Origin of the sequence: Pontixanthobacter luteolus, assembly GCF_009828095.1 — a bacterium.
Lineage (GTDB): Bacteria > Pseudomonadota > Alphaproteobacteria > Sphingomonadales > Sphingomonadaceae > Pontixanthobacter > Pontixanthobacter luteolus.
The window spans coordinates 212,721-228,512 of sequence record NZ_WTYP01000002.1 but is presented as its reverse complement, the minus strand read 5'-3'; the positions used below and the strand labels follow the sequence as shown (position 1 = coordinate 228,512).

Below are 15,792 nucleotides of genomic sequence, written 5' to 3'. Positions count from 1 at the left end.
GTTGCTGCGGGTCGTCAATGGACCGTCCACTGCGTGTCCCGCTTGCGCAAGACACGGTACAGGCTGGCACCAATCATCAACAAGCCAATCAGGATCAGCCCGCTTGCCCAGAACCAGTGCGGCAAATGCAGCTGATCTGCAATCGCTGCGGTATCGGATTTCTGATGCGATCCGCCAATCGTTCCGCCGACCGAAAACAGATAGCGCCACTGCCCGAACATGCTGATCGCCGCATTCACGCCCAGAAACTGCACTGCAAAGCGGCTGATTTCCGGAGTGGCTTTCTGCGCGGTGAAAAGGATCGCAGCACCCATCGGCAGCAGGACCAGCCAGCCGACCAGGCTCCTGACCCAGATTGCAGTCGACAGGATGATCACGAAACCCAGCGTGTACAGCGCCAGCCGCCGTGCCCGGTCGGTTTGCGAGGCCAGAATCAGCAGTGATCCGAAAATCGCCGGACCCAGCGGTCCGCCCATGCTGATGAGTGCCTGCGACAACGCAAAGGTGTCTGGCGGCGACATTGTGAGAGCGTATCCGCTCCCGCTGGCAAAGATTACCAGCTCCTTGAATTCGTGCCCCAGCAGGATTGCCGTCAGCCCGTGCCCCATCTCATGAAACCACGTGGTCAGGATCATGAACGGATAGATTATGTAATTGCCGAGCGGCAGTTTTGGCAGAACGATGATGATCGCTGCGGCCAGTGCCAGCCACAGTGGATGGTTCTCGGATTTTTGCCGCGACATGCCGAACTTCGCAGGCGTGACCGTATTCCGGGCGAACGGGTTGCGCAGCCGCTCCGACAGGCGTTTGCTCATACCCGTCGCCTGCCTCTAAACGTCGAGATTGGCGACGTTGAGAGCGTTGTCCTGAATGAATTCACGGCGTGGCTCGACGACATCGCCCATAAGCCGGGTGAAGATCTCGTCGGTAACGTCCGCATCCTCCACCTTGACCTGCAGCAATGCGCGATTTTCCGGGTCCAGAGTGGTCTCCCACAGCTGTTCCGCGTTCATTTCGCCCAGACCCTTGTAGCGCTGGCTCGACAGGCCCTTGCGGCCAGCGGCGAGCACTGCGTCCAGCAACTGCGTCGGGCGGGTGATTGCGTCATCACCGTTCACCTCGACCGCGTCGCTTTCCTCGCCGTCTTCGTCGGTGTCGGCGCTGCCCTTTACGAGGCGCGAAGGCGTTTCGTAGACATCGGCGTTTTCGCTCGCGAGGCGATGCAGTTTGCGTGCCTCCGCGCTTTCAACGAAGGCAGCTTCGACTTCGTGCACATCGGTGACGCCGCGCCACAGGCGGTCGAGACGAATGCTGCCATCCTCGCGAAGCTGCGCCGACCATCTTGCCTCTGTATCGCCCATTTGCAGCCGCCGGGCCGCATCTTCGAGCGCAGCCTGCCGCGTCTCGCGGTTGATATCTGGAGCAAGCGCGCCGGCCAGTGCCAAGGCTTCGATCATGCCGTAATCATACTTGTTCGGTACAAACGCCATCAGGTTGCGAATGCGCAGCGCATGTTCCACGAGCGCTTCTAGCTCGGTCCCGGCTCGCGCACCGCTTTCGCTTTCCAGAATGCGGCCTTGCAGCCCGCCTGCGACCAGATAGCGATCCATCGCGGCCTGATCTTTAAGGTACACTTCGCTGCGCCCCTTGCTGACCTTGAACAGCGGCGGTTGGGCGATGAACAGGTGACCATTCTTGATGATCTCCGGCATCTGGCGGTGGAAGAAAGTCAGCAGCAGGGTCCGGATATGCGCACCGTCGACGTCAGCGTCGGTCATGATCACGACCTTGTGATAGCGCAGCTTTTCGATGTTGAATTCATCGCGGATCCCGGTGCCCATCGCCTGGATCAGCGTGCCGACTTCCTTCGACGAAATGATCCGGTCGAAACGTGCGCGTTCGACGTTCAGGATTTTACCCTTCAGCGGCAGGATCGCCTGGTAATGCCGGTCACGCCCCTGCTTGGCACTGCCACCTGCGGAATCGCCCTCAACCAGGAACAGTTCGGACTTTGCCGGATCGCGTTCCTGACAATCGGCCAGCTTGCCGGGCAGCGAGGCGATATCCATCGCGCCCTTGCGGCGGGTCAGTTCGCGTGCCTTTTTCGCAGCTTCGCGGGCAGCGGCAGCGTCGATGATTTTCTGGATGATGATTTTTGCATTGGCAGGATTTTCTTCCAGCCATTCGGTCATCTTGTCGCCCATCAACCCTTCCAGCGGGCCGCGAACTTCGCTGCTGACGAGCTTGTCCTTGGTCTGGCTGGAGAATTTGGGATCGGGTAGCTTGACTGAAACAATCGCGGTCAGGCCTTCGCGCATGTCTTCACCCGAAAGCGTGACTTTCTCCTTCTTGAGCATGCCCGAACTGGCGGCGTAATTGTTGAGCGTCCGGGTCAGCGCAGTTCGGAACGCGGCAAGGTGGGTTCCGCCGTCGCGCTGCGGGATGTTGTTGGTGAAACACAGGACGTTTTCATAATAGCTGTCGTTCCATTCCAGCGCGACATCGATGCCGATGCCGTCTTTTTCAGCCGAAATGGCGATCGGTTCCGGAATGAGCGCGTGCTTGTTCCGGTCGAGGAAGCCTACAAATGCGGCAATCCCGCCTTCATAGAACAGGTCATGTTCCAACGGCTCTTCACCGCGCCTGTCACGGATCAGGATGCGTACGCCCGAATTGAGGAACGCGAGTTCGCGGTAGCGATGTTCGAGCTTGTCGAAATCGTAGGTGGTCACGTTCTTGAACGTGTCTTCGCTGGCCATGAATGTGACGCGCGTGCCCTTCTTCAGGCCGTTCTTGTCGCCATTGCTGTCAACCGGCGGGGCATCGCCGCGAACTTCCAGCGAATTGACAGCGTCGCCGTGCTCGAAGCGCATCCAGTGCTCCTTGCCGTCACGCCAGATCACCAGTTCGAGCCATTCCGACAATGCGTTCACGACCGATACGCCAACCCCGTGGAGGCCGCCGGACACCTTGTAGGCGTTGTCGTCATTGGTGTTTTCGAACTTACCGCCGGCGTGCAGCTGGGTCATGATAACTTCTGCCGCCGAAACGCCTTCGCCCTTGTGCATGTCGACCGGGATGCCGCGGCCGTTATCTTCGACCGAAACCGATCCATCGGGGTTCAGTTCGATCAGAACAAGGTCGCAGTGACCGGCCAGCGCCTCGTCGATTGCGTTGTCTGAAACTTCGAACACCATGTGATGCAGGCCGCTGCCGTCATCTGTATCGCCGATATACATGCCGGGCCGTTTGCGGACCGCGTCGAGGCCTTTCAGCACCTTGATGGAATCGGCCCCGTATTCGCCCATCTGGACGACTTTTTCGGGGGGCATGTTCTTGGGAGTTTCAGGTGTTTCGCTCATCCTTGATATATAGGCGTTGCCGAGGGTTATAGGAAGGTCCGAAGGCATCCTTCCACAGCCTATTGACCGATCCTGGGATTGCCCGGAATAACAACACCATGATGATGACACTTCTGGTGGTCGGGGTGGTGACCGGCGCGTTGCTGATCGGTGCGGCCTGGGGTGTCTATGGCAGGCTCGGCCGGAGGACCGAAAGCTTCCTTGTGGCGCTTGCGGGCGGAGCCTTGCTGCTATCGGTAACGAGCGAGCTGATCGAGCCTTCGCTCGAACGAAGCCCGCTGTGGATCGGCGCGGTTGGCCTGATGGCGGGCGCATCGCTGTTTGCCCTGATCGAATATTGCCTGGACACATATGTTGCGAACGAATCAGGCGGCGGGCTGCTGGCCGCAATTGTCGCAGACGGGATACCCGAAAACCTTGCGCTCGGCGTTGCCTTGATCGGTGCGGGGCCGATGGAAACCGCTGCGCTTGCCGGCTCGATCCTGCTCTCCAACCTGCCAGAGGCAGCGGGCGGAGCAAAGGAAATGCAGAAGAGCGGCCGGTCAAACGTGGCCACGTTCGGAATGTGGGCCATGGCTGCGGTTGTGCTCGCCGCAGCAGCGATCGGCGGCAACGTGCTGCTGTCGGGAGTGTCCGAAGACTGGCTGTCGGGTTTGCGCTGCTTTGCTGCAGGGGCCGTTGTTGCCAGCCTGGCAATGGAGGTATTCCCAAAGGCATACCGCGAAAAATGGCACTGGGTCGGGGTGGCGACGGCGCTTGGCGTGATGGTGGCATTCGGACTGGGGCAGCTGGGCAAGTAAGATACCCGTGCAGCTGGTTTCAAATGAAACCGGTTGACGCAGGGCAAGCACCGGCGCAACGAAGACGGCATGCTTTCTGTGCTCGATATTTTCCGGATCGGGATTGGCCCCTCCAGTTCGCATACGGTCGGCCCGATGCGCATATCTGCCATGTTTCTGAAGGCGCTGAAGCGGTCGGGCAAGCTGGACCGTGCCGAACGTGTGCATATCGAATTGCAAGGCTCATTGGCGCTGACCGGGGTGGGTCACGGTACACCCAGAGCTGCGATCCTGGGGCTGATGGGGCACAAGCCGGAGACTTTCGATCCGGCCGTGGCCGAAGCGCAGATGGCACGCCTGGAAAATGAAAGCATCCTGCCGCTTTGTGGGAAGCGCGATATCGGCTTCGACAGCCGTGCCGATGTGGATTTGGCCGGACACATCGTGCCTGCGCTGCACCCCAACGGGATGCGCTTGCGCGCGTTCGACCGCCAAGGGGAGCTGCTTTCGGACCGGACCTATTATTCGACCGGCGGCGGCTTCATCGCGACCGAAAGGCAGCTGAAAAACCCGCCGAAAAACGACCGCATTACCGTTGGCAGTGCAGTGCCGTTTGCTTTCGGATCGGCGGCTGAATTGCTGGCCCTGTCTGCCGAGCATGAATTGCCGATCCACGAAATTGTGCTGGCCAATGAGGACGCGATGCGGCCCCGCGCGAAAACGTGCTCGGGCATCGACAATATTGCGCAGGCAATGGACGATTGCATTGCGCGCGGCCTGCAGCAGACCGGTATCCTGCCCGGCGGATTGAATGTGCGCCGGCGTGCGCCTGAATTGTGGGCGAAGCTGGACGGCGCGCCGCAATCGAACGAACGCGAACAATTGTTCGATTGGCTCAATTGTTTCGCGATGGCAGTGAACGAAGAAAACGCCGCCGGGGGCAAGGTGGTGACCGCGCCCACCAATGGCGCAGCGGGCATCCTGCCTGCGGTCATGCGGTTCTACTGCCTTGATGCCGAAGACCGTGCGTGCCGTGACAGCAGGCGTAAATTCCTGCTGACTGCTGGCGCGATCGGGCTGCTTTACAAACAGCGCGCCTCGATTTCGGGTGCAGAGATGGGCTGTCAGGGCGAAGTCGGTGTTGCCTGTTCGATGGCAGCGGGCGGGCTCGCTGCATTGTGGGGCGGATCGCCAACGCAGATCGCCAGCGCCGCCGAAATCGGGATGGAACACAATCTTGGCCTGACCTGCGACCCGGTGGGCGGGCTGGTGCAGGTCCCCTGCATCGAACGCAATGCGATCGGCGCAGTCAAGGCGGTGAACGCCGCGCGGCTGGCCTTGCACCGCGATGAAATGACCCTCGTTTCGCTTGACCAGGTTATCGAAACGATGCGCCAGACCGGCCTCGACATGTCGACCAAGTACAAGGAAACCAGTCAGGGCGGACTGGCGGTAAACGTAATCGAATGTTGATTGCCTGAGCGGTCCGGTTAGGGTCCGGACATGACTCAGGAAAACATGCTCGAGAAACTCAGCGCGCCTTACGGTACTTACCGGGAAATCTTCCGGCTTTGGGCTGATATTCAGCCAGACAAACCCGCGATGCGCGACGATGATGTCGAACTGAATTGGCGCGAAATGGTGGACCGGATAGAGCGTATCGCATCGCGCCTCCAGGAAACCGGCCTGCAGCAGGGGCAATCGGTCGCCATCCTTGGCACTTCGACTGTCAACTACGGTCTGGTGTTCCTCGCCGCAGTCCTCGCCGGCGGTGTGGCGGCCCCGCTGACGACCAGCGCCAGCCCGCAGCAGCTTGAAGGCATGGCAAAGGATTCTGGCGCACGGCATCTGTTCATCGACCGGGCCAAGCTGACCGAACTGGGTGATGATTTCATGGCTGGCCTCGACCGGATCGTTCTGGACGAGGAGCTGGACGCATGGATGGGGCAGGAAGGCGCGAAGGCATCGCCTTTCGTTCCGCGCGGAGAAGAGCCTTTTAACATCATCTATTCCAGCGGGACCACCGGCATTCCCAAAGGGATCGTGCATTCGCACCTGATGCGCTGGCGGCAGTTCGCAGCAACCGCAGCATCCTATCTCGCGGCAAACCGCGAGGTGCGTTCGCTGACATCGACACCGCTTTATTCAAACACCACCATGGTCGCATTTCTTTCTGCCTTGCTGGCTGGCGGCACGGTGACGATCATGGGTAAATTCGGCACGAAGAAGTGGCTCGAGCTTGCCCAGCGTGACCGTGTAACCACCACCATGCTGGTCCCGGTTCAGTATCAACGGCTGATGGATGAGCCCGCCTTTGACGATTTCGACCTGTCCAGCCTGCAGATCAAATACTGCACCTCCGCGCCGTTTTCTGCCGAGCTGAAAGCGAAAGTGCTAAAACGAATGCCTGGCGGGTTGATCGAGATTTATTCGATGACCGAAGGCGGCGTTGTCTGCCTGCTGCAAGCGCATGAGCATCCCGACAAGCTGCATACTGTGGGTCAGCCGGCACCGGGCAGCCAGCTGAAGGTGATGGACAAGCAGGGCCGGCTGCTGCCCCCGGGTGAAGCAGGCGAGCTGATCGGACGCGGCCCGGCGATGATGAGCGGTTACAAGAACCGCCCTGACAAGACATCGGAGGCACAGTGGATCGATCCGGACACCGGCGAATGGTGGATGCGGATGGGCGACATCGGCCGGGTCGACGAAGACGGTTTCGTCGAACTCGTCGGGCGCGAGAAGGACATGATCATTTCCGGCGGTTTCAATATCTATCCGGTCGATCTGGAAAACGAGCTGCTCAAGGAAGAGGGCGTGAAAGAGGCTGCCGTGATCGGCGTCCCAAGCCGCAAATGGGGAGAAACCCCGGTCGGCTTCGTTGTGATGGAAGGGGAAGCAGAACCCGCGGCAGTGCAGCAAGCGGTCAATGCACGGCTGGGCAAGACCCAGCGTCTGGCTCAATTGCATGCAATCGATGAAATGCCCCGCAGCCACATCGGCAAGCTGCTGAAAACAGAATTGCGGGCAGAGGCAGAGCGGATTGGCTTGCCCGACTGACGTGTGCTTGCGGGAGCGTTGGGAGACGCGGCTGCCTAAAGTTTTAAGGGGGACTGAAAGGCAGCCGCGTCTCTGATCGCTTTCGCCGGTTGGATGGCGGGCCGGTTGGCCGGGCATCCTGCTGCACTCGCGGGCAGCTTCGACGAGAGCCAGAAGATCCGACGCGAGGGAGGAGGAGTGCGCCTGGATGTCCTGTCGTCACCGGGGGCAGTATAAGGGAGAGGAGGACCTGACCGCCGGTTCGACCCTTGTAATAATGTTGCGCCTAACTTTACACAAATGAGAAAAGGTGTAGCAATGTTGCGTTTTTTGCAACTTGGCTGTGGGGTCTCGTTGTCCTTGCGATTGGCCAAAGCGTGACTGCCACTGCGCGTTCATCCACCGGCGCCGCTTGCCTTCGGCCTGGCTGGCATGTCGTGCGCCCCTGAAACAGGCCACATGGTCCGTGCAGGATCGCTCGCGGGCGCTTGCCAGCTTCCCCGCGCCGTCTTATCGCCACGCGCCATGGACCAAGCACATCTCCCCGATTCCATCCTCATCGTCGATTTCGGCAGCCAGGTGACCCAGCTTATTGCGCGGCGCGTTCGCGAGGCTGGTGTCTATTCGGAAATCGCCCCGTTCAGCATGGCGGAAGAGGCGTTCAAGCGGATGAAGCCCAAAGGCATCATCCTGTCAGGTTCGCCCGCAGGCGTCCCCGACGAAGGATCGCCCCGTGCGCCGGAAATCCTGTTCGAGGCCGGCGTCCCGATCCTTGGGATTTGCTACGGGCAGCAGGTCATGAGCCACCAGCTGGGCGGCGAGGTCCGGCGCGGTCACGAATCGGGTGAAGGCGGCGAGTTTGGCCGCGCTTATTTGACCGTGACAAAAGAGTGCGCCCTGTTCGATGGCCTCTGGAAAGTAGGCGAGCGGCATCAGGTATGGATGAGCCACGGCGACAAGGTCACCCAGTTTGCACCAGGATTTGAAATCGTTGCCACCAGCGACGGCGCGCCGTTCGCGGTTATCGCCGATGAAAAGCGCAAGTTTTACGGCACCCAGTTCCACCCCGAAGTCGTCCACACGCCCGACGGTGCAAAGCTGCTCGCCAATTTCGTGCGCCATGTGTGCGGTCTGGCCGGTGACTGGACGATGGCCGAATTCCGCAAGACCAAGATTGAGGAAATCCGCGCGCAGGTGGGTGACGGCAAGGTCATCTGCGGCCTGTCCGGCGGCGTCGATTCGGCAGTTGCAGCAGTGCTGATCCACGAGGCCATCGGCGACCAGCTGACCTGCGTTTTCGTCGATCACGGATTGATGCGCATGAACGAGGCAGAACAGGTCGTGACCCTGTTCCGCGACCACTACAATATCTCGCTGGTCCACGTGGACGCCGAAGAACAATTCCTGGGCGGGCTGAAGGGTGAAACCGACCCTGAGAAAAAACGCAAATTCATCGGCGGCGCATTCATCGACCTGTTCGAAGCGGAGGCGAAGAAAGTCGGCGGCGCAGATTTCCTCGCGCAGGGTACACTCTATCCCGATGTGATCGAAAGTGTGTCCTTCACCGGCGGCCCGTCGGTTACGATCAAGAGCCACCACAATGTCGGCGGCCTGCCCGAACGCATGAACATGCAACTGGTCGAACCCTTGCGCGAATTGTTCAAGGATGAAGTCCGCGATCTGGGCCGCGAACTGGGCTTGCCCGATGTCTTCGTTGGCCGTCACCCGTTCCCCGGCCCGGGCCTTGCGATCCGCATTCCCGGCGAAGTGACCAAGGAACGCTGCGACATCTTGCGCAAAGCGGACGCGATCTATCTCGAGGAAATCCGCAACGCCGGATTGTATGACGCCATCTGGCAGGCATTTGCCGTGCTGCTGCCGGTCAAGACCGTCGGCGTGATGGGCGATGCCCGCACCTATGACAGCGTCTGCGGCCTGCGCGCGGTGACCAGCACCGACGGTATGACGGCAGATGTCTATCCCTTCGACGCCAGCTTCCTGACCGGGTGCGCCACCCGCATCGTCAACGAAGTGCAGGGCATCAACCGCGTGGTTTACGACTACACCAGCAAACCGCCGGGAACGATCGAGTGGGAGTGATTTTTGAAGCGGGAAGAGCAGGTCTCTGAAGCTGTCGCGCGGCTTGATACCGCAGCCAGTGAACAGCAGGATCTGGCTTGGGCCAAGTTGCGACCTCTCGGGTTTGGCGTGGTGCGATTTATGCGGCAGGCTTTCCCTCATTTCAGAACATGGCAAGGGCGAACTGCTCTGGTTTACTACGCAACACGCTATGCGCGGATCGCGGATGAAGCAGTCGAACTCGGATTGGCTGCGACCGAAGATCGGTCGTATATGGTAAGGTACCGTGCCTGCGGATTGCTTGCCTATTCTCTCAAGCCCGAAGTTCTACCGGCACTCGAACGTATGGGATCCGATCCGAGGCCGCTGGTCGCCCAATCGGCGCATGCAGCCTGCAATGCGATCAAGGCGCAAAATCATCACCTGTTCGCTGATCGCAGCCTATCGGGACGCACAAGTTGGATTGTAAATGATGGTGACTGCGGACCAAATCATTCAATCCCGCCGCTACCTTCAAAGTGGACAAGGTGGCGTCTGGGCATCCTCCCGGCCGGCGGCGATAGCCTCTAGCATATATGCAACTCCCGCTGGGCCCCGATCCGCGCACTGAAACCTTGCGGCGCATTCAAGCCGCGTTGATCGCGCGTTTCGGCCGCATCGTCCGGCCTGACGGCAAACGCCGTGCGCCTGAATGGGTGCTGGTGCACGGAGTGATCGGCGCGCAGACCAAGACGGCGGCATCCAATGCCTCCACCGATGGATTGCTGGCCGAATACGGTTCGTGGGAAGCGGTGGCGGCGGTGCCGGTGAAGGATCTGGAGGCGCGGCTGAAGCGGCAGACTTTTCCGAAAGTTGCGGCGCAGCGGCTCAAGGATTGTCTGGGCGCGATCATTGCGGAAAGGGGTTCTGTTGACCTGCGCCACCTGTCCAATCTCGACCTTGAAGACGCGATGGCGTGGCTCGAACGGCTGCCCGGTGTTGCGCGCAAGAACAGCGCAGGGGTGATGAATGCCAGCAGTTTCGCGCGCAAGGTGATGGTGATCGACGGGCATCACCGCCGGATCATGCAGCGTATGGGAATTGTCCCGGCAAAGGCCGACACTGCCAGAACCTATGACGCGTTGATGCCGGTCGTGCCCGATGAATGGTCGGCCGCCGACATTGACGAACATCATTTGCTGCTGAAAAAACTCGGCCAGACATTCTGCCGGCCGCGCCAGCCGCAATGCGCCGAATGCCCAGTTCGCAGCGACTGCGAAACAGGAACCGGAACGCCTCTCGCTCGCTGAAACGGCATGGCCGAATTGCTCGATACATCACAGGTGGACGCGGTTTACCGGCGCCTGGCAAAGGCGATGCCGGGCCGCACGAAAAACGCCAAGGGGCCAAAGGGGCAGCCGGATGCGTTTCGTTCGTGCATCTCCTGTATGCTTTCTGCCCAGTCGCTGGACCGCAATACGGCCAAGGCCAGCCGCGCGCTGTTTTCACTGGCGACCAACCCGCACGCGATGCTTGAACTGGATGACCGAGACATTGCTGCGGCGATCAAGCCATGCGGGCTTTACAACAACAAGACGCGCAACATTCGCGCCTTTTGCGAGGCGTTGATCGGGGAGCATGGCGCAGCGGTGCCGGACACGCGCGAAGGTCTGCTGTCGCTGCCGGGCATCGGCCGCAAATGTGCCGACATTGTCCTCAGTTTCACCTTCGGCAAAGACGTGATCGCGGTCGACACCCATGTCCACCGCGTCTGCAACCGGATCGGTCTGACCGAAGCAAAAACCGCGGACAGGACCGCGCAGCAATTGGAGCAACGTTCCCCGGAATGGGCACTGCGAGACGGGCATTTCTGGCTGATTCAATTCGGTAAACGGATTTGCACTTCCCGTGCGCCGAAATGCGAAACCTGCCCGGTCAGCGATCTTTGCCTGTACTATGCTGACAGGCAGAGCGGTTAGGGGCGAAAAATGACCCCGGTCATTTCCTCGGACTTGTCCCACAGCGCCTGGGCCAGGGCTTCGTCGCGTACATGCGGATGCACGCCGCCCATTGGCACATCATCGCCAGCAGGCGCAGCGATGTCGCAATTCTCGCAATAGACGCCGCCCATGCCCTCAAGCAGAGGCGATACCGCGCACCACACGCTGGTTGCCGCCCCTTCCTCTACCGATTTGAACGCCTCGTGGACGTTGCCCTCTTCGTCATACCAGCCCATTGCCCGCTGTTCTTCCATCGTCAGATGGCGCTGCAAGGGCGTGGCGATACCGCCGGGATGAACCGCGAATGCGCGCACTCCGTGCGGCTCACCAAATTTGTCGAGCTGCAACGCAAACAGCGCATTGGCCGATTTCGCCTGACCATAAGCGAGCCATTTGTCGTATTCGCGGGTCTCGAAATTGGGATCGTCGAGATCCAGCCCGTTGAGGCGGTGCCCGATCGACGAAAGCACCACTACGCGCGCACCGCCTGCTGCCGCCAGCAGCGGCCAGAGACGCGCGGTCAATTGGAAATGGCCGAGATGATTGGTCGCGAACTGGCTTTCATAGCCGCGCGCATCGCGTGCCAGGGGGCAGGCCATGATCGCTGCATTGTTGATCAGGATATCCACCCCGTCCATCTGCCCGCCAACAAGATCTGCGAAACCGTTGATCGAATCCGGGTCCGACAGATCGAGCGGAAGGATGGTGATGTTCTCGCCCATTTCGGCCAGCACTTCGCGTGCCACGTCAGGCCGGCGCGCACCGACAATTACCTGCGCGCCGCCGCTGACCAATGCGCGCACGGTTTCTGTCCCGATACCCGAATAGCCCCCGGTCACGATGATGTTCATGCCGGACAAGTCGATGCCGTCTGCGACTTCCATCGCGGTGGACCGATACCCGAAGGGTGACGATAGGGGCTTCTGTTCGGACACCATGACATTTCCTTTGCTCAGCAACCCGGACATGATCCGCCCGCGCGGCGGCGAAATCAACCCGCTGGGTACAAATCCTCCTGCCCAAAGAATCACAGCCACCATCCAGTCTGGTGAAACCGGGCCAGTTCGGGCAAAGCGGCGGCGTGACTCCGGATCTTGCACAATTTCCGAACGTAGCCGCCAGCGCGCGGGTGGAAAGGTTTGTCTTCCATGACGAACTGCGCTTTGCCGGGAAGGTGGTCACTTTCCCGCAGGTCCATACTGGCCGCAAGTTGCAGCCCACCGCATGGTTCGAAGAAACAATTGGTGACGGATGGTTGCACGAACCGCGAATGGTCGACTGGCTGGTATGGCTTTCCGGCGAATTGGCAGGGCGGAAGGTCCGCTTTTACGACATTGGCGCCTTGTTCGGATACTTCACCGCGATTGCAGGTGCGTTGTTCGCGGGTGCAGAAATCGTCGCTATCGAGCCGGAGGCCGAGGCTGCAGATTTCATTCGAAAGACTCTGAAGGCCAACAAGCTGGACGGCGCACAGGTTCAAGAGGTGATGCTGGATAATACCCGAGGATCACACCGCTTCGCGCAGGCCGGGCATCGTTTTACCCGGTCCGAAACCGGCACTGAATTTCGCACTTGCACACTGGACGACATTCTGTTGCCTGAGCGCAAGGACACCGCCGAAATTCTGAAAATCGATACCGAGGGGCATCAGGCTGCGTTTTTGCCGGGGGCGAGCAGTTCCTTGATCCGGCGGCAAGCGGTGTTGCTGCTTGAGTTCGACAGACCGGACAAACTTGCACGGTATCACACCACCAATGCCGATCTGGTCGAACCGTTTCTGGCGCAGGGTTACCGCCTGTACTGGTGCGATCACCGGATTCCCGGCGCGCCGATAGAACGGCTCGATCGCATTGGCCCGCAGCATGAATGCAATTCGATGGCAGTCCTGCTGCCGCCCCCCGGGGATCAAGCGCTGTGATCCTGCTTCACGAACCGGCGCTGATATTCCTGAAACCGCACAAGGTTGCCGGAACATCTTTTGAAATCGCCCTGTCGAGTTTTGCCGGGCCGCGCGACATTATTACGCCTTATGGCAAGGTAAGCCGCGCAGACGAGCTAACGCGGCGGGAACGCGGGTACACGTCGCCTCAAAACTATGCCTATCCATGGTACCGCCTGCCGTTTCTGCCGCGGTCCGAATGGCAGTTTGCCTATTCCCGGCGGCAACTGCCCAAACGGTTCCGCAACCACTTGCCCGCGGCGCAGGTCAAACAGCGTCTGGGGGAAGAAATCTGGAACAGGTCGCTCAAGGTTTCGATCGTTCGCAGCCCGTTCGACCGCGCTGTTTCCGCCTATTTCTGGCGGCGCAAACCGGGTGAGGATTTCGGCGCCTATCTGGACCGCGACCTGAGATATCTGCGCGCGAATGACAGGCATTACCGGATTGGCGGCGAAAACTGCATCGACGTGTATCTGCGCTATGAGAATATCGGCGATGATATTGCTGCGTTGGAAACGCGGTTGCCGGAACTCGCGGGACTGGGCACGATATTCGCCAGCCTCAGCGCCAAATCGGGGCACCGCCCGAAAACAGCCTCTGTCAGGGAGCTGTTCGCATCTGCTCCCGGCTCGGTGCAGATGATGGAAGACAATTTTCAGTTCGAGATAGAGAGATTTGGCTACCGGTTGAAGGATTGCCATTGACTCGGGCAGCGCACTGCTCTGCAACCGGACAAAATCAGAAATGGGAGGAATTGCCATGAAAACCGCCATCACCGAAATGTTCGGAATCAAGCACCCGATTATCCAGGGCGGCATGCATTATGTCGGCTTCGCTGAAATGGCGGCGGCTGTTTCGAATGCAGGCGGGCTTGGCATCATCACTGGCCTGACGCAGAAAACACCGGCGGACCTTGCCAACGAGATTGCGCGCTGCCGCGACATGACGGACAAGCCATTCGGCGTGAACCTGACATTCCTGCCCACGGTCAACGCGCCCGATTATCCCGGCTATGTCCGCGCGATTATCGAAGGCGGGGTCAAGGCGGTCGAAACCGCAGGTAACAATCCGGCGCAAGTGCTGCCTTTCTTCAAGGAAGCAGGCGTAAAGGTGATCCACAAATGCACCAGCGTGCGCCATGCGCTGAAAGCCCAGTCGATCGGCTGCGATGCAGTTTCCGTCGACGGGTTCGAATGCGGGGGGCATCCGGGTGAGGACGATGTGCCGAACTTCATCCTGCTGCCGCGCGCGGCGGACGAGCTGGAAATCCCGTTCGTATCATCGGGCGGCATGGCCGATGGCCGTTCATTGATGGCATCGATCGCGCTTGGCGCATCGGGCATGAATATGGGCACCCGCTTTATCGCGACCAAGGAAGCGCCGGTTCACGATAATGTGAAGGCAGCCATTGTCGCCGCGTCCGAACTCGATACGCGGCTGGTGATGCGCCCGCTTCGCAACACCGAACGAGTGATGAAAAACGATGCGGTCGAAGAATTGCTGCGGATCGAAAAGGAAATGGGCGACGACCTGAAGTTTGAAGACATCATCGAACAGGTTGCCGGTGTCTATCCATCAATCATGATGGAAGGCGAAATGGACAAGGGGGCGTGGAGCTGCGGCATGGTTGCCGGACTGATCAACGATATCCCGACATGCCAGGAACTGATCGACCGGATCATGGCCGAAGCAGAAGAAATCCGTCAGCGCATGAACGCAATTTCACAAGACTAAAGCGAGGGCGGGGCTGGGCAATGCGCCCGGCCCCGTGCCGCAATCGCGGCTGTCTTCAATCCGCTTTTCGGTATGGGATGAAGTCGGTCAGATTGATCGTGCCGCGCGGATGACCGGATCGCGAATCGACGGTCCTCATAATGTCTGTCTTGCAGAGCCGTGTGTTGGTGTTGCGAGTTACAAGCGTATCCCGGTCATCAATGTATTTCGCGTTTGAGGGTATGTTCACCCACAGCGTATTGCCGCGCTTATAGACCAGCGCGGTACCATCAATGACAGTCAGGCGCACACGCGGGAAAGTCGGAATGCAGCTTTCGGGCTCACCCGCGACACGTCCTTCGAGCATCTTGGCCAGCTTTGCCTCGCCCTTGGTCGGTTCCGCGTGATCATCAGCCAATGCCGCGACCGAAGTGCCAGCGGCGGCAATCGCGGCGGCGGCGATGATGGTTTTGAATGCTCTCATGCTCTTTTTCCGTTCAGTCGCCATTATCCGGCTCTTCCACCTTGGTGTATGGGATAAACTCCGTAAGTGTCACGACCGGGCCGGGCATCATCATGGTTCGGTCACGAAATTCCACCTGGTCCAGCTTGCACAGGTTCGAACCGAACGGTTTGAACACCGGCAAATCGAAATTGCTGATGAACCGGGGCGAGCTGGTACGATTGACGTAAATCGTCTTGCCGTCGCGGAAAACGAGTGCCGTCCCGCTAATTACCTGCAACCGGTCGCGTTGCGATTGGTGGAGGCATTTGACGGGTTCGCCAGCTACGCGCCCTTCGAGAACCTTTGCGAGTTCAGCTTCTCCGCGGTCCTGTTTGGGGCTGTCTTCGGCTGCAGAAACTGCAGGCAAGCAAGAAAGTGCTGCAGCAATTGCTGCCAACTT

14 protein-coding genes are annotated in these 15,792 nt (G+C 59.8%); 9 read left to right on the top strand and 5 right to left on the bottom strand.

The genetic code is table 11. From position 1 onward, the window contains the following. Nucleotides 1-14 precede the first annotated feature (14 nt). Both GRI43_RS09650 and gyrB read right to left on the bottom strand, forming a co-directional pair. Entirely contained in the window at nucleotides 15-815 is an 801-nt protein-coding gene (locus GRI43_RS09650; RefSeq protein ID WP_235903719.1) for a M50 family metallopeptidase, read from the bottom strand. A gap of 15 nt (nucleotides 816-830) precedes the next feature. Further along, a complete protein-coding gene (gene gyrB, locus GRI43_RS09645) occupies nucleotides 831-3,362 on the bottom strand; it encodes a DNA topoisomerase (ATP-hydrolyzing) subunit B (protein WP_202391691.1) in 2,532 nt (843 codons plus the stop codon). A 98-nt stretch (nucleotides 3,363-3,460) separates the two neighbouring features. On the opposite strand from gyrB, the gene GRI43_RS09640 reads away from it, so the two are divergent. The 6 genes from GRI43_RS09640 to GRI43_RS09615 all read left to right on the top strand — a co-directional run bounded on the left by GRI43_RS09640 (nucleotide 3,461) and on the right by GRI43_RS09615 (nucleotide 11,214). Beyond that, a complete protein-coding gene (locus GRI43_RS09640; RefSeq protein ID WP_160730916.1) occupies nucleotides 3,461-4,162 on the top strand; it encodes a ZIP family metal transporter in 702 nt (233 codons plus the stop codon). 69 nt (nucleotides 4,163-4,231) lie between these two features. Beyond that, the gene (locus tag GRI43_RS09635) at nucleotides 4,232-5,614 is read left to right on the top strand and encodes an L-serine ammonia-lyase (protein WP_160731672.1); all 1,383 of its coding nucleotides are present in this window, start codon (nucleotides 4,232-4,234) and stop codon (nucleotides 5,612-5,614) included. 30 nt (nucleotides 5,615-5,644) lie between these two features. Further along, nucleotides 5,645-7,198, top strand: coding sequence for a class I adenylate-forming enzyme family protein (locus tag GRI43_RS09630; RefSeq protein ID WP_235903718.1), 1,554 nt, complete (start codon nucleotides 5,645-5,647; stop codon nucleotides 7,196-7,198). 504 nt (nucleotides 7,199-7,702) lie between these two features. Next, a complete protein-coding gene (gene guaA, locus GRI43_RS09625; protein WP_160730915.1) occupies nucleotides 7,703-9,277 on the top strand; it encodes a glutamine-hydrolyzing GMP synthase in 1,575 nt (524 codons plus the stop codon). A 554-nt stretch (nucleotides 9,278-9,831) separates the two neighbouring features. Next, nucleotides 9,832-10,545 carry an endonuclease III domain-containing protein gene (locus tag GRI43_RS09620; protein WP_160730914.1) on the top strand — a complete coding sequence of 238 codons (714 nt, stop codon included), beginning with the start codon at nucleotides 9,832-9,834 and terminating at the stop codon, nucleotides 10,543-10,545. Nucleotides 10,546-10,551: 6 nt separating this feature from the next. Next, nucleotides 10,552-11,214 carry an endonuclease III domain-containing protein gene (locus GRI43_RS09615; protein WP_160730913.1) on the top strand — a complete coding sequence of 221 codons (663 nt, stop codon included), beginning with the start codon at nucleotides 10,552-10,554 and terminating at the stop codon, nucleotides 11,212-11,214. Here the strand turns inward: GRI43_RS09615 and GRI43_RS09610 are convergent. After that, nucleotides 11,211-12,173, bottom strand: a complete 963-nt coding sequence (locus tag GRI43_RS09610) for an oxidoreductase (protein WP_160730912.1) — start codon at nucleotides 12,171-12,173, stop codon at nucleotides 11,211-11,213. The two genes, GRI43_RS09615 and GRI43_RS09610, sit on opposite strands and share 4 nt — an antisense overlap. A gap of 191 nt (nucleotides 12,174-12,364) precedes the next feature. Between GRI43_RS09610 and GRI43_RS09605 the strand changes: the two genes are divergently transcribed. The 3 genes from GRI43_RS09605 to GRI43_RS09595 are packed head-to-tail and all read left to right on the top strand — an operon-like array spanning nucleotide 12,365 to nucleotide 14,908. Then, nucleotides 12,365-13,153, top strand: coding sequence for an FkbM family methyltransferase (locus GRI43_RS09605; protein ID WP_160730911.1), 789 nt, complete (start codon nucleotides 12,365-12,367; stop codon nucleotides 13,151-13,153). After that, nucleotides 13,150-13,878 (top strand): sulfotransferase family protein, encoded by a 729-nt coding sequence (locus GRI43_RS09600; protein WP_160730910.1) that lies wholly within the window; start codon nucleotides 13,150-13,152, stop codon nucleotides 13,876-13,878. The genes GRI43_RS09605 and GRI43_RS09600 overlap by 4 nt, the downstream gene beginning before the upstream one ends. Nucleotides 13,879-13,933: 55 nt before the next feature. Continuing rightward, nucleotides 13,934-14,908: an NAD(P)H-dependent flavin oxidoreductase gene (locus tag GRI43_RS09595; RefSeq protein WP_160730909.1), complete on the top strand. Its 975-nt coding sequence runs from the start codon at nucleotides 13,934-13,936 to the stop codon at nucleotides 14,906-14,908. A gap of 55 nt (nucleotides 14,909-14,963) precedes the next feature. Here GRI43_RS09595 and GRI43_RS09590 read toward each other — a convergent pair whose 3' ends face one another. After that, nucleotides 14,964-15,371 (bottom strand): hypothetical protein, encoded by a 408-nt coding sequence (locus tag GRI43_RS09590; RefSeq protein WP_160730908.1) that lies wholly within the window; start codon nucleotides 15,369-15,371, stop codon nucleotides 14,964-14,966. Nucleotides 15,372-15,384: 13 nt separating this feature from the next. Further along, nucleotides 15,385-15,759 (bottom strand): hypothetical protein, encoded by a 375-nt coding sequence (locus GRI43_RS09585; protein ID WP_160730907.1) that lies wholly within the window; start codon nucleotides 15,757-15,759, stop codon nucleotides 15,385-15,387. Nucleotides 15,760-15,792: the final 33 nt, after the last annotated feature.